This is a genomic window from Streptococcus troglodytae (genome assembly GCF_002355215.1).
Lineage (GTDB): Bacteria > Bacillota > Bacilli > Lactobacillales > Streptococcaceae > Streptococcus > Streptococcus troglodytae.
The window spans coordinates 1,043,878-1,062,117 of sequence record NZ_AP014612.1 but is presented as its reverse complement, the minus strand read 5'-3'; the positions used below and the strand labels follow the sequence as shown (position 1 = coordinate 1,062,117).

Here is an 18,240-nt window from a genome sequence, read left to right as displayed (position 1 = left end):
TAAGTTTGGAAACGATCCATGATCAGACAATTAAGCTGTTAAAAAAAGTTTTATCAGATGAGATAAAGCTTCTGGAAGAAAAGATAACAGAAGAAAAATCATTCGGTGAATATGGTCTTGATTCCGTAACAACAGTAAATATGACGAGAAGTTTAGAAGAAAAATTTGGTGAATTGCCAAAAACTTTATTTTATGAATATCAGAATATCAATGATTTGAGTGCTTATTTTATATCTCAGCATCAGAACACTTTGATAAAACTCTTTCAGTTAGATAAAGTGGATAATGATAAGCAGCAGATGAAAAGTAAGAAAGATATTGTTCAGAACAGTAAGTTCTCGAATCGTTTTACACAACCGAAACAGAAAATACAGGGTGCTAAAATTGTAACAAATGTAATGGATAGCAATATTCCCGAAGAGGAAATTGCAATTATTGGTGTAAGCGGAAGATATCCAATGGCTACTAATTTGGATGAATATTGGGAGAATTTGAAATCTGGAAGGGATTGTATATCGAAGATTCCTTTAGAACGTTGGGATTATAAAAAATATTATCAGCCGGAAAAAGGCGTTAAAGGTAAATCTAATGGTAAATGGGGTGGATTTATTGATGATGTTGATAAATTCGATGCTCTATTTTTCCATATGACCCCTTTGGAGGCGCAACATTTAGATCCGCAAGAGCGTTTATTCCTCCAAACAGCATGGCATACAATTGAAGATTCAGGATATAAAGTGGATAAACTGTGTAATGGCAATGTTGGTGTGTTTGTCGGAGTCATGTATGGAGAGTATCAATTTTATGGAATTGAGGAAACACTGAAAGGAAATTCTATTGCATTAGGTTCTTCCTATGCATCTATAGCAAATCGTGTTTCCTATACTTTTAATTTTTGTGGGCCAAGTATGGCAATTGATACAATGTGTTCCTCGTCATTAACTTCCATTCATCTGGCATGTGAGAGTATTCGTAAAGGTGAATGTGAAGCTGCGATAGCAGGAGGTGTAAACGTAAGCATTCATCCTAATAAATACATGTTATTAGGGCAAACTAAGTTTTTGGATAGTACAGGCAGATGCCATACGTTTGGTAATGGAGGAGATGGCTATATCCCAGGAGAAGGTGTTGGTGCTGTACTATTGAAGCCGCTGAGTAAAGCTAAAAAGAATAAAGATCACATTTACGCAATTATAAAAGCGAGTGAAATTAATCATGGTGGAAAGACAAGCGGATTCACCGTACCTAATCCAGTTCAACAGGGAAGAGTGATTTCGAATGCTTTAAAGCATAGTAAAATCAATCCACGTACATTAAGTTATATAGAAGCACATGGAACAGGTACAGCATTAGGCGATCCAATTGAGATTGCTGGTTTAAATAAAGCTTTTCGCAAATATACTGATGATAAGCAATTTTGTGCAATAGGCTCAGTAAAGTCTAATATTGGACATTTAGAATCTGCAGCGGGAATTGCTGCAATTACAAAAGTAATTCTTCAAATGAAATATAAGAAACTGGTTCCTTCAATTCATTCAGAAGAATTAAATAGTAATATTGATTTTAATAATTCACCATTTTTTGTACAACATGACTTAGAAAATTGGGAAAGACCAGTTGTAGTAGAGAATAATGAAAAGAAAATCTATAAACGAAGAGCTGGTGTAAGTTCATTTGGAGCAGGTGGCTCTAATGCTCATATTATTTTAGAGGAATATGAGGAAGACGAATCTGAAGTGATGAGAGATAACGAGAAGGAGTTAATCATTATTTCGGCAAAAGATCAGAATAAACTTAAAGAATATGCCAGTGAGATACATCAATTTATAAAAATACCTACTATGATATTTATACTGATACGGGAAACAGTACAAATGAAAAAAATATTAATCTTGATAAGATTATAGATGAAGTATTGCAAGTCATTGTCAATATAATACATATTGATAAAAGCAGTATCAACATAAATGATACACTTGAGGAATGTGGAATTGATAGAATAAATTTATCAGAATTATTGGATAAATTGAGCCATCGTTATTCTATAGAATATACGGCAGAGTTCTATGAAGATACAATATCACTTCGAAAAATTTCCGAGTATTTATATCAACAGATTCGACTAAAAGATGCTCCTAAAAATGATAATCAAACAGAAATAATTAAACAACCGAGCCTAAGACAAATCGCTTATACACTTCAGAATGGTAGAATAAGTATGGAAGAACGACTCGCCATTGTTACGAATAGTATTGACGATTTATATAAGAAGTTAGATTTATATGTAAATAGTGAAAAATGTGATGAGGGTGTATTCTATGGAAACGCCGAAAATAATAAGATGCATGATGTTAATAAGCTTCTGAAAGGTGAGAGCGGAAAAAGTTTTATTAATGCTATGATCGTAAATCGTGAGTTAGATAAATTGGCGCAATTATATATAAGTGGAATTGTGATTGACTGGGGTACTTTATATGAAACTGACGTCCCGTTTAAAGTATCATTACCGTTATATCCATTTGCAAAGGAAAGGTGTTGGTATGAAAAAACAAAAGTATTGCAAAAAGACCTAAATGAAAAAGAAGTGAGACCTTTAAGTGCATTTCTCGATAAAAATATTTCAAGTTTTACAGAACAAAAATATGAAACAATTTTCAGATTAGAGGAAAATAAAATTTCTTCACTTTTCTTAAATAAACAGATGGTTCTAATGCCGAGTATTTTATTGGAGATGGCTTGGGAAGCAGCGGAAGATGCTTTATTTGGTGAAAAAGTGCAGAGAATTAAAAAAGTTGAGTTTAATAGTCCAGTCGTATTTTCATCTGATGAAAAGGTATTGTTTGTTAATTTAAAGAGAGAGAACCAAAATTTTATATATGAGATAAGTTCTGATTATGGGGAAAATAATAAAATAATTTATTCAAAAGGTGTATTGGAAGTTGTCAAGGATTTAGGTGTTGCTAATATGAGAATAGATATTGATAAACTTCAGAAAGTGTGTAGGCAATACTATTCAAAACAAAAGTGCTATGAAGTATTAGATAAGGTAGGATATGAATATACGCCAACTCAGCAATTTATAGAATCTTTAAAGATTGTAGAGAATAAAAAGATCCTATGTGAAATATCGGATTTATCCATGATAGATGATATGAACCAGATTGTTGAAATTAATCCATATGTTTTAGAAACTATATTTCAATCAATCTTTATAGCAATAAATATGAATCAAACATCTCATGAAGTTAATATGGTTTTTCAAATTAAGGAAATCTGTAGGTTTCGTCCAGTAGCAAATGCAAAGTGGATTTATATTGATGGAGAGGAAAGCTATGTCTTAGATGGTTATGGAAACGTGCTTCTGAAATTAGAGGGAGTAATGACGGAACAAGTAGAAGTTAGATATTCAGAGAAGAATACACCTGTTGAAAGAATATTTACAAAAGGCTATAAGCAGGTACCGGAACCTGAAGATATAGAAGAGGAATTAAATAAAACAGTAGTACTTCTTGCAAATGATTATTCAATTAGTATTGCAGAAAAGTTAGCAATTCAATTTAGAAAGAGTCAAACTGTAATAACTGTTAAAAACGGAGAAGAGTTTGCTAAGCAAAAAATAATTATTACATAATGAATTTCGTTGATGAGGAGCAAGGAGAACAGTTTATTAATGTTGTGACAAATGAATTTGGTGAAATAGCCACTATTGTTGATTTATCTGATATACATAAAAATCAAGTTTCATCAATTAGGGTTCAATATGGAAAGATTAGATTGTTGCAAAGATTTGTGAAGCATATATCAGGAAACAGAGGATACATTGTACATATTACTAATGGCTTACAACAATTCAAAAACAATCAATCTACACTTTTAGGTGCTGATATTGCTGGATTTGTTAAAATGCTTGGATCAGAATATGGAAAGATACTATCAAAGACAGTTGATATTGACATTGAATTAGATAGAATTCAGGATATTGCAGATATTGTTTATTATGAAGTAGGACATTTCGGGTTAGCAACGGAAATCTGTTACCGTGAGGGAAAACGCTATGTAACATACATGAAAGAGTTAGACTCTGCAAAATCAAAGGGATTTGCTGGAATTAGAGTAAGTAAAGATAAAGTTGTTGTGATTACTGGTGGAACACATGGTATTGGTGCATTACTCGCAAATAAATTAGTGGAAAAAGGTTTTCGTAAGTTAGTTTTAATGGGACGACAGTTGATCCCTTCAAAAAAAGAATGGAGTAGCGCGCTTAATTCGAATGAGATATCAAATGCTATAAAAACAAGAATTCGATTGATTCAAGATCTTGAAGAAAAAGGTGCTGAAATTAGAATTTATTCGGGTTCTCTATTAGACAAGGAAAAGGTGGCAAATTATTTTACAGAAATAAGAAACACATTTGGAGAGATTTATGGTGTTATTCATTGTGCCGGTGTTTCAAATATTGAGAACCCAGCATTTATAAATAAGTCAGTTGCAGATATGAAGAAAGTTTTTGAACCTAAGATTTTAGGAGTACAGGTTTTACATGATATATTTGTAGAAGATCAACTTCAATTCTTTGTTTTGTTTTCTTCAATATCAGGAGTTATTCCGTCCCTTGCTGTTGGAAATAGTGATTATGCAGCTGCAAATGATTTCCTGAATGCGTATGCAAGATATCAAAATCAGAATGGATATACATATTACAAAACAATCAGTTGGCCAAGCTGGAAAAGTGTGGGTATGGGAACGATTAAGAGTTCAGTATATAAAAATCTTGGATTTATATCAATTGATAATAAACAGGGACTCTCTTTATTCAGACGTTCATTGAAATACGAAGCTGTGGATAATGTTATACCTTTAGTAGTAAAAGAAGATTTTAAGACTTCCGATCTTTTAGATAACAAGGTTAAGTTGAATACAGACCGATTGAATAACGACAATACACAGATTGTAAAGAAAAAAGAACTGCGGAAAGTTTATCAAAACAAGAGACAGCTATACTTATTAAGTTAAAGAATGTGTTTTCCTCAAAATTGGGAATCCCTATAGATCAACTGAAAAATAATATTGCGTTTAATGATTTTGGTGTTGATTCTATTATCATAGCTGAGATTATGAAAGAGATTGAGGATGCATTTGATATAAAAATCGAGCCATCAATATTAATTGAATATTCGACACTAGTTTCTTTATCAAAATTCTTAGAAAATAGTATATCTTTAGAAAGTGTTCTTGAAGATAAATCAATAGTAAAAGAAATTACTATTGATGATAAAGAAGAAAAGGATCAAGTTTTATCACTGGAGTTTGTAAATAAAACATTAGTGATAAAGTCTAAAGCGGAGAATAGTACAAAGAACCGTAGAGTATCTCAGAATAATAGTGATAAGATTGCAGTTATAGGTATGGCATGTGATTTTCCTAAAGCAAAGAATATTAGTGAGTTTTGGAATAACTTAAATCAAGGATTAGATTGCATAACAGAAGTTCCAAAAGATAGGTGGAGCATAGAACGGTTATTTAGCACAGAACGAAAACAAGGAAAAACGTATAGTAAGTGGGGTGGATTTATAGATGGTTTTGAGTATTTTGATGCAGACTATTTTAAAGTAAGAAGTGACGAAGCACAGTATTTGCATCCATTATGTCGACTTGTTCTTGAAAATAGTATACAAACGCTAAGAGATGCAGGATATAGGAATGAGGAAGTTTCAGGTAAAAAAGTAGGTATTTTTATGGGAGCACGAATGCTAGAAAATTATGCCTCAAGGAATAACAAAATTGTAAAAACGAGTGTTACCGGAAGTGCTCAGAATTTTATTGCAGCATATTTATCACAGTTTTTAAATGTTACTGGCCCTAGTCTTGTCGTTGATACAGCATGTTCGTCATCATTAGTTAGCATTTATTTAGCTTGCCAAAGTTTAATAACAGAAGAATCAGAGATGGCGATTGCTGGTGGTGTAGAATTATTATTGGACGAAAAATCATTCTTATTGCTAAGTGAATCACAGGCACTATCGCCAGATGGAAAATGTCATACATTTGATGAAAAGGCAAATGGATTTGCTTTAGGCGAAGGTTGTGGTTGTGTCATGTTGAAACGGTTAGATAAAGCGATTCAAGATAAAGATCATATTTATGCAGTTATTGAGGCAGCAACAGTGAATAATGATGGTAATACAATGGGATTGACAACACCAAATCCGAAAGCTCAACAGGCTGTTATCTTAAACGCTATGGAAAAGGCTAATGTAAGTGCAGATTCTATCAGTATGATTGAAGCTCATGGAACTGGAACTATGATTGGAGATCCAATTGAATTAAGAGCATTAACAAACGCATTTAAAAAGCATACTAGTGAAACACAATATTGTGGTATTGGAAGTGTAAAGACAAATATAGGGCATTTATTGAGTGCAGCAGGTGTTGCAAGTTTTATAAAGACTGTTTTATGTGTATACAATAAAAAAATGGTCCCAACTTTGAATTGTGAAACACCGAATCCAAGATTGCATTTTGAAGAATCTCCATTCTATCCTATCAAAGAGGTAATGAATTGGAAACCTCGTAAAGGAGTATGTCGCGCCGGTATTAGTTCTCTCGGATTTGGAGGAACAAATGCACATATCATAGTTAGTGATGAGGAAGTAGAACGTATTAATGCAGAAAATAATATTAGAACAGCGTTATTACCGCAGCAGTTTAATAAAAAAAGATATTGGCTTGAAAAGAAGGGGCAGGATAATTTTGTAATAGAAAAAAAAGCTTCGAATCAAGAATTTTTTAGACTTAGACCTATGTTAGATATTGAAGAAACAGAGAACATGGAACAAGATAAGTTTAGGTGTATGTTAGAGATTGTTGATGAGTCTAAAGAGGAATACTAAGTAAAGGAGGGAAAAGACTATGTTTAAAGATAGATATAAGTTTTCTTTAATAGTTTCAAATGAAGATTATATAGTAAGAGATCATAGACTGCACGGAGTATGTGCAGTCCCAGGCGTAACATTTTTAGATGTAATAATACGTTTCGCAAAAATGAAGGGATTTAATCCGGCAAATGTAGAAGTAAGGAAACTACTATTTCTTCAGCCGATAGTAACATCAGAAGAGTATGATAAAAAAGTTTTTATTAATTTGGAAAGAGGTGATCATCAAGACTATTGGGAATTTACAATTAAAAGCCAAAAATATAAAGATGGAAAAATCATTGATGAGAAAATTTTTAACAATGCAAAAGGAGAAATGCATTTATGCAAGGATGGGTTAAGCAATAAAATTAATATAAATTCCTTAAAAGCACAAGCTGAAAAAGTGTATGATATGGACGATGCGTATGCGTTTTCAAGAAAAGGAGAATTATTTCATTACAAATTTATGAAGCTGTTAGGTAATGTGTATGTGTCGAAAGATTATCTTCTTGGAGAATTGCACTTATCAAAATTAGCAGAAAAGTACCTAGATAATTTTTATCTGCATCCCGCATATCTGGATGGGTGTTTATCGGTAACTTCTATACTAGTATCAGAACATCCTGAGATTCAGAGTGAAGAAGCTAAACCATTTATACCAATATTTGTGGACTCATTTAAGGCAAGTGCCAGATTTAAAAAAAGATTTATGTCTATGTTAAAATGAATGAGATATCTGTTGCTCACTCTAAAGATATTATGTATATAAACTTAGAGATATATGATGAGAACGGAAAACAGCTTGCTTTCTATAATCGTTTTGCTGCAAAGCGTGTTCGAAACGATAACATTAAGAAATTAAGAGATGAAGTACCGTTTGAACAAGGTGAAAAATCAAGTAAGCAGATAAACAGTTCACAAAAACAAGAAGGTGTGTTCAAATTAAGAGGATACATTGAAAATGAATTACGTCAGTTTATTGCTTTGACTATAAATAAATTACCAAATGAGGTAGATATAAATGCTAATTTTTATAATCTCGGCATGGATTCAACTCAATTAATGCAAATAGTTAACAAGTTAGAGAACAAGCATAATATAGTGTTATATCCAACACTTTTATTTGAATATCCATCGATTTATAAACTCGCTAAATATTTAGAGGCTGAATATAAGGAGACATACCAGAATATTTATTCCAATGTTCAGATGAGACCGGAAGAAAATTCTGAGAAGGTTAAGGTTTATGGTACTGATAAAAATGAAGTTGTAAGGGAATTGCTTCGAATAATTGGTTCCTATTGTAATATGGATATAAAAGAAAGTGATATTAACAAAGGCTTTTATGATATAGGACTGGATTCATCTGTACTTCTTGAGTTATCTAAGAATATTGAAATGATATTCAACATTGCAATGTATCCAACTATTATGTTTGAGTATAATACTATTTCAAAGTTAGCAGATTATTTAAAAAATCAGAATATAGAGATCGTCAAAGTTAAAACAAAAGAGAAGATTAAAAAGAAAATACTGCTATAGAGTCATCCACAGAGACTATAAAAAAAACAAATATTGATTTTTGCTATAGAACTGAGTGGGAAGAGAATCCCATTGTAGAACAGAAAGTGAAAACAAGCCCCAATATTCTAATTATTCATACCAAAGAAAGTACCCAACTAGTCGAAGTGTTCTGTCAGTACTATAATAATAAAGTCATTCAAAAAATCGAGCTAGAAAGCGAGGATAATGTAGAAGAGAGTTTAAAGAAATATAATATTAGTTTAGATATCTATTATATTGCAGTTGCACAGTTAAATGTCCATGATCAAGATGAATTAGATGAAATAAACAGAAGTGAAGATCAGGGTGTTTTAACATTGTTCCGATTAATAAAAGAAATCTCTGTTTTAAATAAACAATTACGAGTAAATAGCATAAAGATTATTACGAATAATATTTTTAAGATTACAAAGAATGAAAATGTTAGTCCAAATTATTCAGCAATATTAGGATTTTATAAATCAATGATGAAAGAATATCCTAATATTTCTATGAACTATTTTGACATAGACTTAGCAGAAATTCGGTTAGGATATTCACATATTGTGAATAATATTATTAAACCAATAGAACATAATCAAACTGATGGAAAAGGAAATGAAGTTGCAATACGTAAAGGAAAACAATATGTGAAAAAATTAAAATATGTTAATCTTCCTAAAATAGAAAAAATCCATTCCGTGAAAAAGGTACTTATGTCATTTTAGGTGGTGCAGGAGGAATCGGAACAGAATTGGCAAAATATATTTCTAAGAACTCACATGGCAACATAGCACTTATTGGAAGAAGAGAATATAATCAAAGCATTGAAGAGAAAATTAAGGCTATTAATTCATTAGGCGGTCGAGCTATTTATTTACAAGCAGATATAACAGAAGAAGCACAATTTGTTAAAACAGTAAAAGAAATCAATGATATATTTGGAGAAATTCATGGTGCTATTCATTCAGCTATTGTTTTGCAAGATCATACGATTGCCACTATGCAAGAAGAAGATTTGAAGGCTGTATTGGCTCCAAAGGTACAAGGAAGTGTAATATTTTATCATGCCATGAAAAATCAGCCATTAGATTTTATGTTATTTTTCTCTTCTACCCAATCTTATATTGGTAATATTGGACAAGCTAATTATGCTGCAGCATGTACATTTAAGGATTCCTATGCACAATATATTGAGAATCGCGAGGATTTTAAAGTTCATGTGATTAACTGGGGATACTGGGGTAGTGTCGGAATTGTATCAACAAAGGAATATAATGAACAGTTGAAAAAGGTAGGTTCAAAATCAATTGAACCATTAGAAGGTATGGAGATAATAGTTCGAGTACTGGGAAATAATGTTAATAATGTGATTGCTATGAAAGTTGAAGATTATATTTTAGATGGTATTGGAATAACAAAGAAAGAAAAAGATAAACTTTATCCTGTAAGTATACCATCAGTAGAAAACGATATTATCTCAGATACTATAAAAGAGGTTGAAGACTTTAAAATAATAGCAGATGAAAAATCATTTGAAGAATTTATTAAATTTGGAAGAATGTTACTACTAAGCAAATTTCAGAAAATGGGAGTATTTGTTAAAAAAGAAGAAATCTGGAGTTACACTGAACTAAAATATAGATTAGGCATTGTATCAAAATACGAGAAGATGCTTCATGCATTGCTAAACATTATGAAATTAGCAGGATTTATTCAAATTAAAGATGATAAGATTCAAGTTACTGATAAAATAGAAAATGAAGATACTCTTACATATATTAGTAATGTAGAGAAGATTAAAGACAAGCTTATGTATAGGTACCCAGATATTGCTGATCATATTAACCTTATATGGGTCTGCGTAAATGCTTACGACAAGGTATTGAGCGGAAAAGAAAATTATTTATCTGTTATGTTCCCAAAGGGATCAATGAAATTAGTAGAAAAAATTTATGGGGGCAATGAACTAACAAATTATTTCAATCGGCTAGTTGCAAAAACACTAAAATTTTATTTAGTACATAGATTGGCAACTGAGTCAGATGGATATGTTAACATATTAGAATTAGGAGCTGGAACTGGTGGAACAAGTAAATTTGTATTGAAAGAAATTGAACAATATGCAAAAAATATTATGTATATGTATACAGATAAGTCAATTCAGTTCTGTTTAGAAAGTCAACAACACTTTAGTAGTCAATACCCATTTGTGAAATTCAACTCATTAGATATTGAGAAAAATCCTCTGAAGCAGGGATACAAAGAAGGAGGATATGATTTTATTTTTGCCAGTAATGTTTTACATGCAACAAAATCTATTATAACAACTGTGGTGAATGCAAAGAAACTATTAAAGAAACGTGGAATACTTGTTATTAATGAAACCACGGAATTTCAGGATTTTACAACATTAACTTTTGGTATTACAGATGGTTGGTGGAGATTTGAGGACGGGAAGTTAAGAATCAGTGATTCACCATTATTGAGTCTCGAAAGTTGGGAAAAGGTTTTAATTGAAGCGGGCTTTGTAAATGTTAAATATATAGGATTACCATCTAAGGAAGAGAGAAAATCAGGACAGCATGTTATTATTGCTGAGAGCAACGGATATAATCGATACAAACCAATTAATGTGATTCAATCAGAGGACGATAATTCAGATGAAAATAAGGAAACTTGGATTGAACTAATTAATGTCTATCAGAATAGTGAAGACGAGAGATTTACTTATTTCTGGAAAAATTATAAAGATAATAAGTATAATAGTTTAAAGACGGAAAGAATTCAGTTCCGAAAGAAATACAGAAACTTAAACAAAAACGAAATAATGCACATGCTCGTTGATATAGAAGAAAATACTAAGATCGAAGTTGTTGTTGCAGGTAAAGGAAAACCAATTTTATTAATTAGTGGATTTGGTTTCTCAGCTTTTCAGTGGAAAGAGCAGTTTAACTACCTGTCAGAGGAATATATGTTAATAAACATTAATTATCCAGGTATGGGTTTGAGTGATTCTATCAGTGATTTTACATATGAAGGAATTAGTAAAGTGTTTATAGAAGTTCTGAATTTGTTAGGAATCCAATCTGAGATTAGTGTTGTAGGATCTTCATGGGGAGGGATTATAGCTCAAACAATAGCGAAAGAATATTCTGATAAAGTCAAGAAGTTAATTTTAGTTGGTGCATTTAGTGAATATATGCAAAGTCGGGAAAATTCATTACGAGATAGCCTTAAGAAGGATTTTACGAATATAGGTGAAATAGAACGTTACGAAAAATTACAACTTAACCAATATATGGATATGGATATCAGCACTAAGTACAATATATTTTCCAAGAATAATTTTTCAACTGAGAATATTTCGCCATATGTAACAGTTCCTACAACAATGATTAAAGGTACAGAGGATTTGGTAGTCAGTAAAGAGAACAGCCAACGCTTATTAGAATTATTACCGAATGCAGAACTTTTTAACATAAAAAATGCAGGACATCTACCTAATTACACTAATTTTGAGGAATTCAATGATTTTTTAAAAAAATATGTTAAAATGTACTAAATTTCAATTATTAACAGCATTCTTAAATAAAAAATGAGGATAATTGATAGGGTAAAAAAGAATAATAATTATGAAGCAGATTTCTATTTCTTACGTATTTTTGGGGTAGCAGTGCTTCGTTCATTAGTAAAAGCTGTTTTTTAGTAAAAGTAGTCTAGTCTGTTATTTACGTGCGAGAACTGAGAGGAGATTTTGATGATAGTAGATATTAAAAAACTTGTAAAAAAGTACGGAAACAAGGTTGTAATTAATAACTTGAATTTATCAATTGCAGAGGGTGAAATATATGGATTATTAGGTTCTAATGGAGCTGGAAAAACGACATTGATAAATTCTATCATTGGTATTACAGCAATTGAATCGGGAGAAATAAACATTTTTGGTAAGCAAATGAATAAAGCAAAAAGTGAAATAAAAAACATATAGGTGTTGTTCCTCAAAATATTGCTTTATTCACAGAGTTTTCAGCATATGAAAACGTAAAGTTTTTGGAAAGCTTTATGGATTGAAAGGTAAAGAGCTTACAGATGGTGTAAAAGAAGCTTTAGATTTTGTAGAATTATGGGATCGTAAAAATGATTTACCAGGAAAGTATTCTGGAGGAATGCAAAGAAGATTAAACATAGCCTGTGCTATTGTACACAAACCCCAATTGATTATTATGGATGAACCAACCGTTGGTATTGATCCCCACTCGAGAAATCACATCATGGAATCGATTAAACGACTAAATAAGTTGGGATCAACCATAATTTATACATCGCACTATATGGAAGAAGTAGAAGCTCTATGCGATAAAGTGGCGATTATAAACTATGGTAAGATCGTAATTGAAGGGACTAAAGATGAGATAAAACATTATGTTAAAGAGGATAAGACACTTGAGGTAGTATTGGATAAGATTGAGCCCCAGAGTATCGATCAAATAAACAAGATAAACTCAGTTAAAAGCTGTTCTTATGAAGAAAATAGGCTAGTTATCGTAATATCGAAAACATGTGACGATATTTCCGAAATTATTAAAGTTCTAAGTAGATGTAATATTAAGATTAATCATATTAACATGAAAGAGAAGCATCTAGAAGACATTTTCTTGTCAGTCACAGAAAAAATATTAAAGAATAGTGGAGGAAGTGTAATGAATATATTAATCATTGCAAAGCAAGAACTTATTCGAAATTTAAAAGATATTAAAATGATTGCTATTCTTATTTTATTTCCAATTTTGACAATATTCATTTTAGGAAATGTACAGCCGGATACATCGAAGATTACTATTTCGGTTGGGTATGTTAATTTAGACACAGGTAATGAAATCGGTACAGCTTTGGATCACTTTCTAGATAGTAAGGACATCAAAGATAAGGTGGATATTGTAAAATGTAAATCATTAAACCAAGTTAATAAAAAACTCAATAATGGATATATTTCTTGTTACATCTATCTTCCAAAAAACTTATCTGAAGAAATACGAAATGGAAACAAAGGGGAAATAACAGTTGGCGGAAACAGCAATGTTGATTTTATTGATACCATTATTAATACATTTACATCAAATTTGAAAACAATAGCAACAAGTCGTGTAATTGGGAGATCGAATATCAACATTAGCTCTGATTCCTTTAATATTCATAGAATTTCTACAAAAGAAGGAAAAGGTCAACCAGACACAATAGACTATTACTCAGTGGTAATGCTATTAGAAATGTTAATCATCGGTGCTATTTTGGTGTGTTTATTTCTACGTCGCCACAGGAATCTGACATAAATGTTAGATTATATTCCTTACCAGTTGGAAAGGTTAAATTGATGATAGGAAGAACACTAGGAAGTATAGGGTGTTTATTTCTTTCCGCATCAACAACACTGTTATTTTCTAAATATGTTTATGGAGCGAACTGGAGTGGAAATATACTTTTAATATTAGGGGTAATATTTATCTATAGTGCAATTATAGTAGGATTAGGTATGATTATTGGTAGATTCGTATCTTCTTATACAACGGCACTAATAATTGTAATGCTATTGATGATTATATTTGGAATTATTTCAGGAGCAGTTACACCAGAAAGTAGTATTCCAGGTTTAAATTATTTTATTCCTAATTATCATGCTCAACTATTAATATTTGGAACAATTTATAGTTATCCTAAGGAAGTTATAATCGAAAGTGGAATAGGTCTTTTTGCATTCCTTATAGGAGTATACGGTATTCTAATAGGAATTATAAGGAGGGATAAGAATGCTCATATTTAAACAGGCAATAAAAAGAATTATGATTAATAAAGCAAGAATAATAATAATGTTGCTTATGCCGATTATTTTATTCTTGCATTCGCTGGACGTGACCAAAATGAGATTACAATAGGGATTGTTGATAAAAATCAATCAAAAATGTCAGGTGAATTAATCAATCAGATTGCAGATATGAGTAAAGTAAAATTAAAAAGCTTAATTACGATAGTATGATTACACAAACAATTAAAGGAAAAGTAGATTATGCTGTTGTAATTAATAAAGATTTTCAGAGTAAGGTTATTGCTGGAAAGCATATTACGTTAGATGAGTATTATAATCAGGAAAAAGATAAGATTCACTATATTAGACTCTTTATGAAAACGTACATACAAGATATGCAATACCTAGCCCAAAATGCTGGTAATCAAAAGAAAGTTTTTGAAAAAGCATTAGCAATATATAAGGCAAATAGACTAAGAATTGATAATCAAACTGTTGAAAATGACAGTATAGCACAATCAAGAAGTGCAATGGGCTTTTTAGTTCAGTTTATGCTTTATATGTCTGTAATTACAGCAATATTGATTATTGAAGATAAAACTAGTGGAGTATTCTTTAGAATATGTTCGTCACCAATGAAACTGCGTTCATACATTCTTCAATATATGTTAGCGTTTTTAATGATTGGTATTATGCAAGAAGCAATAATTCTTGTTTTAATTAAAGTATTGTTTAATATGTCATTAGGAACCGCACCTATTCTAATGTTTATTCTGTTTGCTGTATTTTCATTGGTATGTGTATCCCTTGGTATTCTCTTAGTTTCTGTTTTGAAAAAAGCAATTCACGCATATATTGCAATTATCCTTTTAACAACACCAATGGTGATGTTAGGGGGATGTTATTGGGAGAGCAATCTTATGCCAGAGTTTATGCAGAAAATTGCTTTGTTTATTCCAACCACTTGGGTGATGAAAGAAGTAGATAATTTACTTATTGGTTCATGGAGTTGTGTAGAAGTATGCAAGAGTATCGGAATATTACTTATTTTTTCTATAGTGTTCTTAATCATAGGAATGATGAAAAAAGTGGAGATTGGAAAGTAGTATGAGGTATACACCTAATTCTATCACTTGATAGTAGTTAGTGAAAAAGCAAAATTTTGGCTTATCGTTAACTGTAGTGCTGAACATTTAGAGAAAGATTAATTGAGAGATCGCTGAGAAGTCATCAAATGATGACTTTTTTGCTATACTAGAGTTGAGATAAGTTTATGCTTGATAATCGGTTGACTTTAGATGTCAGTCCTTATTCTAGTTTGTATGATATTGTTCAAAGATACATTATTTATTAGTAGTGATGTTCTCCTTGAAAATGTTATACCTCTATTTGTTCAAAATTGTCTTTTTAAGTAATAAGAAGAAACTCGTGGTGCTAGTTAATTTCAAATAGCTTAAAATTATAAGCTAATATCATTTGTTCGATTCATAGTTGCAGGCTAGATAAGTCCCCTTAGCTAATGTTTGTTCAATAGTAAATAAATAGAGCACAAAGTTCAGAAAAACGGGATTCAATTATTCATCTCATAGCCATTAATTTCCAATTGTTGTGTTTATTTTGGAGTAGAGGTGCTCATAGGGTTATACTCTTTCTGTCTTAATGCTTCTTTAAATTCCTGACTAAGATAACCTAAATCCACTAGAATAAAAATTTGTTTACACCTATTTTACGTAAGATGTTTAAGTTGGTGGCAGTTGTCTTATTTAATAAGGTCTGATTATAATCTTCACGATAGATAAACAACATCTAACAACCAATGATAGCTTTCAATACCTCAATACCCTCGTACACAATGTGCAAATAATTTAGCATTGGGGTTGAAGCTGAAAATGCTGTGTAGAAAAATATGGGTTTGAATAGACTAAAAATGCAGTTTCCCATAGCTTTAGGCATATCCATATTACAAAGAAACGATCCTAATGTTCCCTTAAAAGAGGTTTAACCTTAACCTCTCGTGTAGGACATGTAGATGCAAAAGTAACAAATAGCTACATGTATTTGATGAATGTTAATCAAGAAAGGTCAGTTGAAGCAATTTCTGATTTCATGAATAATATTAATATTCAAGATATTGCCCAAAATATCAAAAATATAATTAAGTAGGCTGTATAAAGCTTATAAAATAAGGAGAAAACATACTATGACAACTATTCAATGGTTTCCTGGGCATATGTCAAAAGCCCGCAGACAAGTGCAGGAAAATCTCAAATTTGTGGATTTTGTTACGATTTTGGTAGATGCTCGTTTACCTCTGTCAAGTCAAAATCCTATGTTAACTAAGATTATTGGTGATAAGCCAAAGCTGATAATCTTAAATAAAGTAGATTTAGCAGATAGTACCTGCACAGCAGAATGGTGTAACTTTTTTGAGAAGCAGGGGATTAAGGCGTTGGCTGTTAATTCTAAAGAGCAGTCAGCAGTCAAAAAGGTGACTGAAGCGGCTAAAGGATTAATGACCGATAAGCTTGTCAAACTCCGTGAACGTGGTATTCAGAAGGAGACCTTACGAACCATGATTGTTGGCATTCCCAATGTTGGCAAATCAACCTTAATGAATCGTTTGGCTGGTAAAAAAATCGCTATTGTGGGAAACAAACCCGGTGTCACTAAGGGACAACAGTGGTTGAAATCTAATAAAAATTTGGAAATTTTAGATACACCGGGTATTCTTTGGCCTAAATTTGAAGAGGAAGCAGTTGGACTCAAATTGGCCATGACCGGAGCTATTAAAGATAATCTACTGCCTATGGATGAGGTAACGATTTTTGGTCTTGATTTTTTTAAGCGATACTATCCAGAACGTTTATTAGAACGTTACAAAGGCATTGATTTGGAAGAGGAAGCGCCTGAAATCATTATGAGCATGACACAAAAATTAGGCTTTCGCGATGATTATGATCGTTTTTATCAAGTTTTTATCAAGGATGTACGTGATGGCCGTTTGGGATGTTATACATTGGATAGATTGGTAGAATTAGATGGCAACGATTAAGGAAATTAAAGAGCAGCTGGCGGCCATTTCTGACCTCTTAGATCCACATTGGACAGAGTTTGAGGCAGATGCCCGTTCAGGCGTTCAGGCAGCTGTTAGGCGGCGTAAAAAAACCATTCAAGCAGATTTAGACGAAGAGGTACGTTTGGAAAACATGCTGCGCTATGAAAAAGATCTGTATTTGCAAGGCTACCAAGCTATTGCAGGTATTGATGAAGTTGGCAGGGGTCCCTTAGCAGGTCCTGTTGTGGCAGCTTGTGTTATTCTGCCTAGAAACTGTAAAATAAGACATCTTAATGATTCTAAAAAAATTCCTAAAAAGAAGCATGAAGAGATATACAAACAGGTCGTAAAAGCTGCCCTAGCTATTGGTATTGGTCGTACTTCTAGTGAAATAATTGATCAAGTCAACATTTATGAAGCAACCAAAATGGCTATGTTGCAGGCTATTGACGATTTGCAAGGTCTAGTTAGCCGACCGGATTATCTCTTAATTGATGCTATGAAGCTTGGTATTTCAATTCCTCAGTCTTCCATTATCAAAGGAGATGCTCATTCGCTTTCGATAGCAGCAGCCTCTATTGTTGCTAAGGTAACGCGAGATAGGATGATGATTGAATATGATGAGATCTATCCTGGTTATGGTTTTGCTCACAATGTAGGTTATGGTACTAAACAACACTTAGAAGGCTTAGAATCCTTGGGCGTAACCCCTCTTCATCGAAGAACTTTTGAACCGATTAAGTCAATGTTAAAAGAAAAGAACTAAAAGGCTGTATGAACTGCACCCCAAAAGTTAGACGAAAAATCTAACGATTGGGGTTCTTTTTTATGAAAATGTTTAATCAATATTATATTACAGTTTTCTATCGGATTTCAAAAATAAGGTGAATTTTTTAGACTTTATGATAAAATGGTTTTGTAAGCTA

General features: G+C 31.9%; 14 protein-coding genes. All 14 read left to right on the top strand.

Going from position 1 to position 18,240, the window contains the following annotated elements; all coding sequences use genetic code 11:
* Positions 1-5 precede the first annotated feature (5 nt).
* Positions 6-1,907: a type I polyketide synthase gene (locus tag SRT_RS10665; RefSeq protein ID WP_223213896.1), complete on the top strand. Its 1,902-nt coding sequence runs from the start codon at positions 6-8 to the stop codon at positions 1,905-1,907.
* Positions 1,908-1,915: 8 nt separating this feature from the next.
* Positions 1,916-3,631 carry a KS-MAT linker domain-containing protein gene (locus SRT_RS10660; protein ID WP_223213895.1) on the top strand — a complete coding sequence of 572 codons (1,716 nt, stop codon included), beginning with the start codon at positions 1,916-1,918 and terminating at the stop codon, positions 3,629-3,631.
* Positions 3,631-5,013, top strand: a complete 1,383-nt coding sequence (locus SRT_RS10655; protein WP_223213894.1) for an SDR family NAD(P)-dependent oxidoreductase — start codon at positions 3,631-3,633, stop codon at positions 5,011-5,013. Before SRT_RS10660 ends, SRT_RS10655 begins: the two co-directional genes overlap by 1 nt.
* 20 nt (positions 5,014-5,033) lie before the next feature.
* On the top strand, positions 5,034-6,890 hold the full coding sequence (locus SRT_RS10650) for a beta-ketoacyl synthase N-terminal-like domain-containing protein (protein WP_230401472.1): 1,857 nt from the start codon (positions 5,034-5,036) through the stop codon (positions 6,888-6,890).
* A 19-nt stretch (positions 6,891-6,909) separates the two neighbouring features.
* Positions 6,910-7,641 (top strand): polyketide synthase dehydratase domain-containing protein, encoded by a 732-nt coding sequence (locus SRT_RS10645; RefSeq protein ID WP_223213892.1) that lies wholly within the window; start codon positions 6,910-6,912, stop codon positions 7,639-7,641.
* Positions 7,638-8,456, top strand: coding sequence for a phosphopantetheine-binding protein (locus SRT_RS10640; RefSeq protein WP_223213891.1), 819 nt, complete (start codon positions 7,638-7,640; stop codon positions 8,454-8,456). Before SRT_RS10645 ends, SRT_RS10640 begins: the two co-directional genes overlap by 4 nt.
* An 86-nt stretch (positions 8,457-8,542) precedes the next feature.
* On the top strand, positions 8,543-9,184 hold the full coding sequence (locus SRT_RS10635) for a Rossmann-fold NAD(P)-binding domain-containing protein (protein ID WP_223213890.1): 642 nt from the start codon (positions 8,543-8,545) through the stop codon (positions 9,182-9,184).
* Complete coding sequence (locus SRT_RS10630; protein ID WP_223213994.1) at positions 9,178-12,021, top strand: alpha/beta fold hydrolase; 2,844 nt, start codon at positions 9,178-9,180, stop codon at positions 12,019-12,021. Before SRT_RS10635 ends, SRT_RS10630 begins: the two co-directional genes overlap by 7 nt.
* A 195-nt stretch (positions 12,022-12,216) precedes the next feature.
* The gene (locus tag SRT_RS11110) at positions 12,217-12,447 is read left to right on the top strand and encodes an ATP-binding cassette domain-containing protein (protein WP_252120201.1); all 231 of its coding nucleotides are present in this window, start codon (positions 12,217-12,219) and stop codon (positions 12,445-12,447) included.
* 79 nt (positions 12,448-12,526) lie between these two features.
* Positions 12,527-13,789, top strand: a complete 1,263-nt coding sequence (locus SRT_RS11105) for an ABC transporter ATP-binding protein/permease (RefSeq protein ID WP_252120211.1) — start codon at positions 12,527-12,529, stop codon at positions 13,787-13,789.
* Complete coding sequence (locus tag SRT_RS11100) at positions 13,753-14,277, top strand: ABC transporter permease (RefSeq protein WP_252120210.1); 525 nt, start codon at positions 13,753-13,755, stop codon at positions 14,275-14,277. The genes SRT_RS11105 and SRT_RS11100 overlap by 37 nt, the downstream gene beginning before the upstream one ends.
* 209 nt (positions 14,278-14,486) lie before the next feature.
* Complete coding sequence (locus SRT_RS05295; protein WP_223213980.1) at positions 14,487-15,365, top strand: ABC transporter permease; 879 nt, start codon at positions 14,487-14,489, stop codon at positions 15,363-15,365.
* A gap of 1,094 nt (positions 15,366-16,459) precedes the next feature.
* Positions 16,460-17,311 (top strand): ribosome biogenesis GTPase YlqF, encoded by an 852-nt coding sequence (gene ylqF, locus SRT_RS05290; protein ID WP_128833314.1) that lies wholly within the window; start codon positions 16,460-16,462, stop codon positions 17,309-17,311.
* The gene (gene rnhB, locus SRT_RS05285; protein WP_128833313.1) at positions 17,298-18,080 is read left to right on the top strand and encodes a ribonuclease HII; all 783 of its coding nucleotides are present in this window, start codon (positions 17,298-17,300) and stop codon (positions 18,078-18,080) included. Before ylqF ends, rnhB begins: the two co-directional genes overlap by 14 nt.
* Positions 18,081-18,240: the final 160 nt, after the last annotated feature.

Excerpts from the sequence above, each read along its gene's own strand:
- SRT_RS10655 (WP_223213894.1), top strand. The coding sequence starts at position 3,631 with ATGAATTTCGTTGATGAGGAGCAAGGAGAACAGTTTATTAATGTTGTG.
- SRT_RS10645 (WP_223213892.1), top strand. The coding sequence starts at position 6,910 with ATGTTTAAAGATAGATATAAGTTTTCTTTAATAGTTTCAAATGAAGAT.
- SRT_RS10640 (WP_223213891.1), top strand. The coding sequence starts at position 7,638 with ATGAATGAGATATCTGTTGCTCACTCTAAAGATATTATGTATATAAAC.
- SRT_RS11110 (WP_252120201.1), top strand. The coding sequence starts at position 12,217 with ATGATAGTAGATATTAAAAAACTTGTAAAAAAGTACGGAAACAAGGTT.
- SRT_RS05295 (WP_223213980.1), top strand. The coding sequence starts at position 14,487 with ATGATTACACAAACAATTAAAGGAAAAGTAGATTATGCTGTTGTAATT.
- ylqF (WP_128833314.1), top strand. The coding sequence starts at position 16,460 with ATGACAACTATTCAATGGTTTCCTGGGCATATGTCAAAAGCCCGCAGA.
- rnhB (WP_128833313.1), top strand. The coding sequence starts at position 17,298 with ATGGCAACGATTAAGGAAATTAAAGAGCAGCTGGCGGCCATTTCTGAC.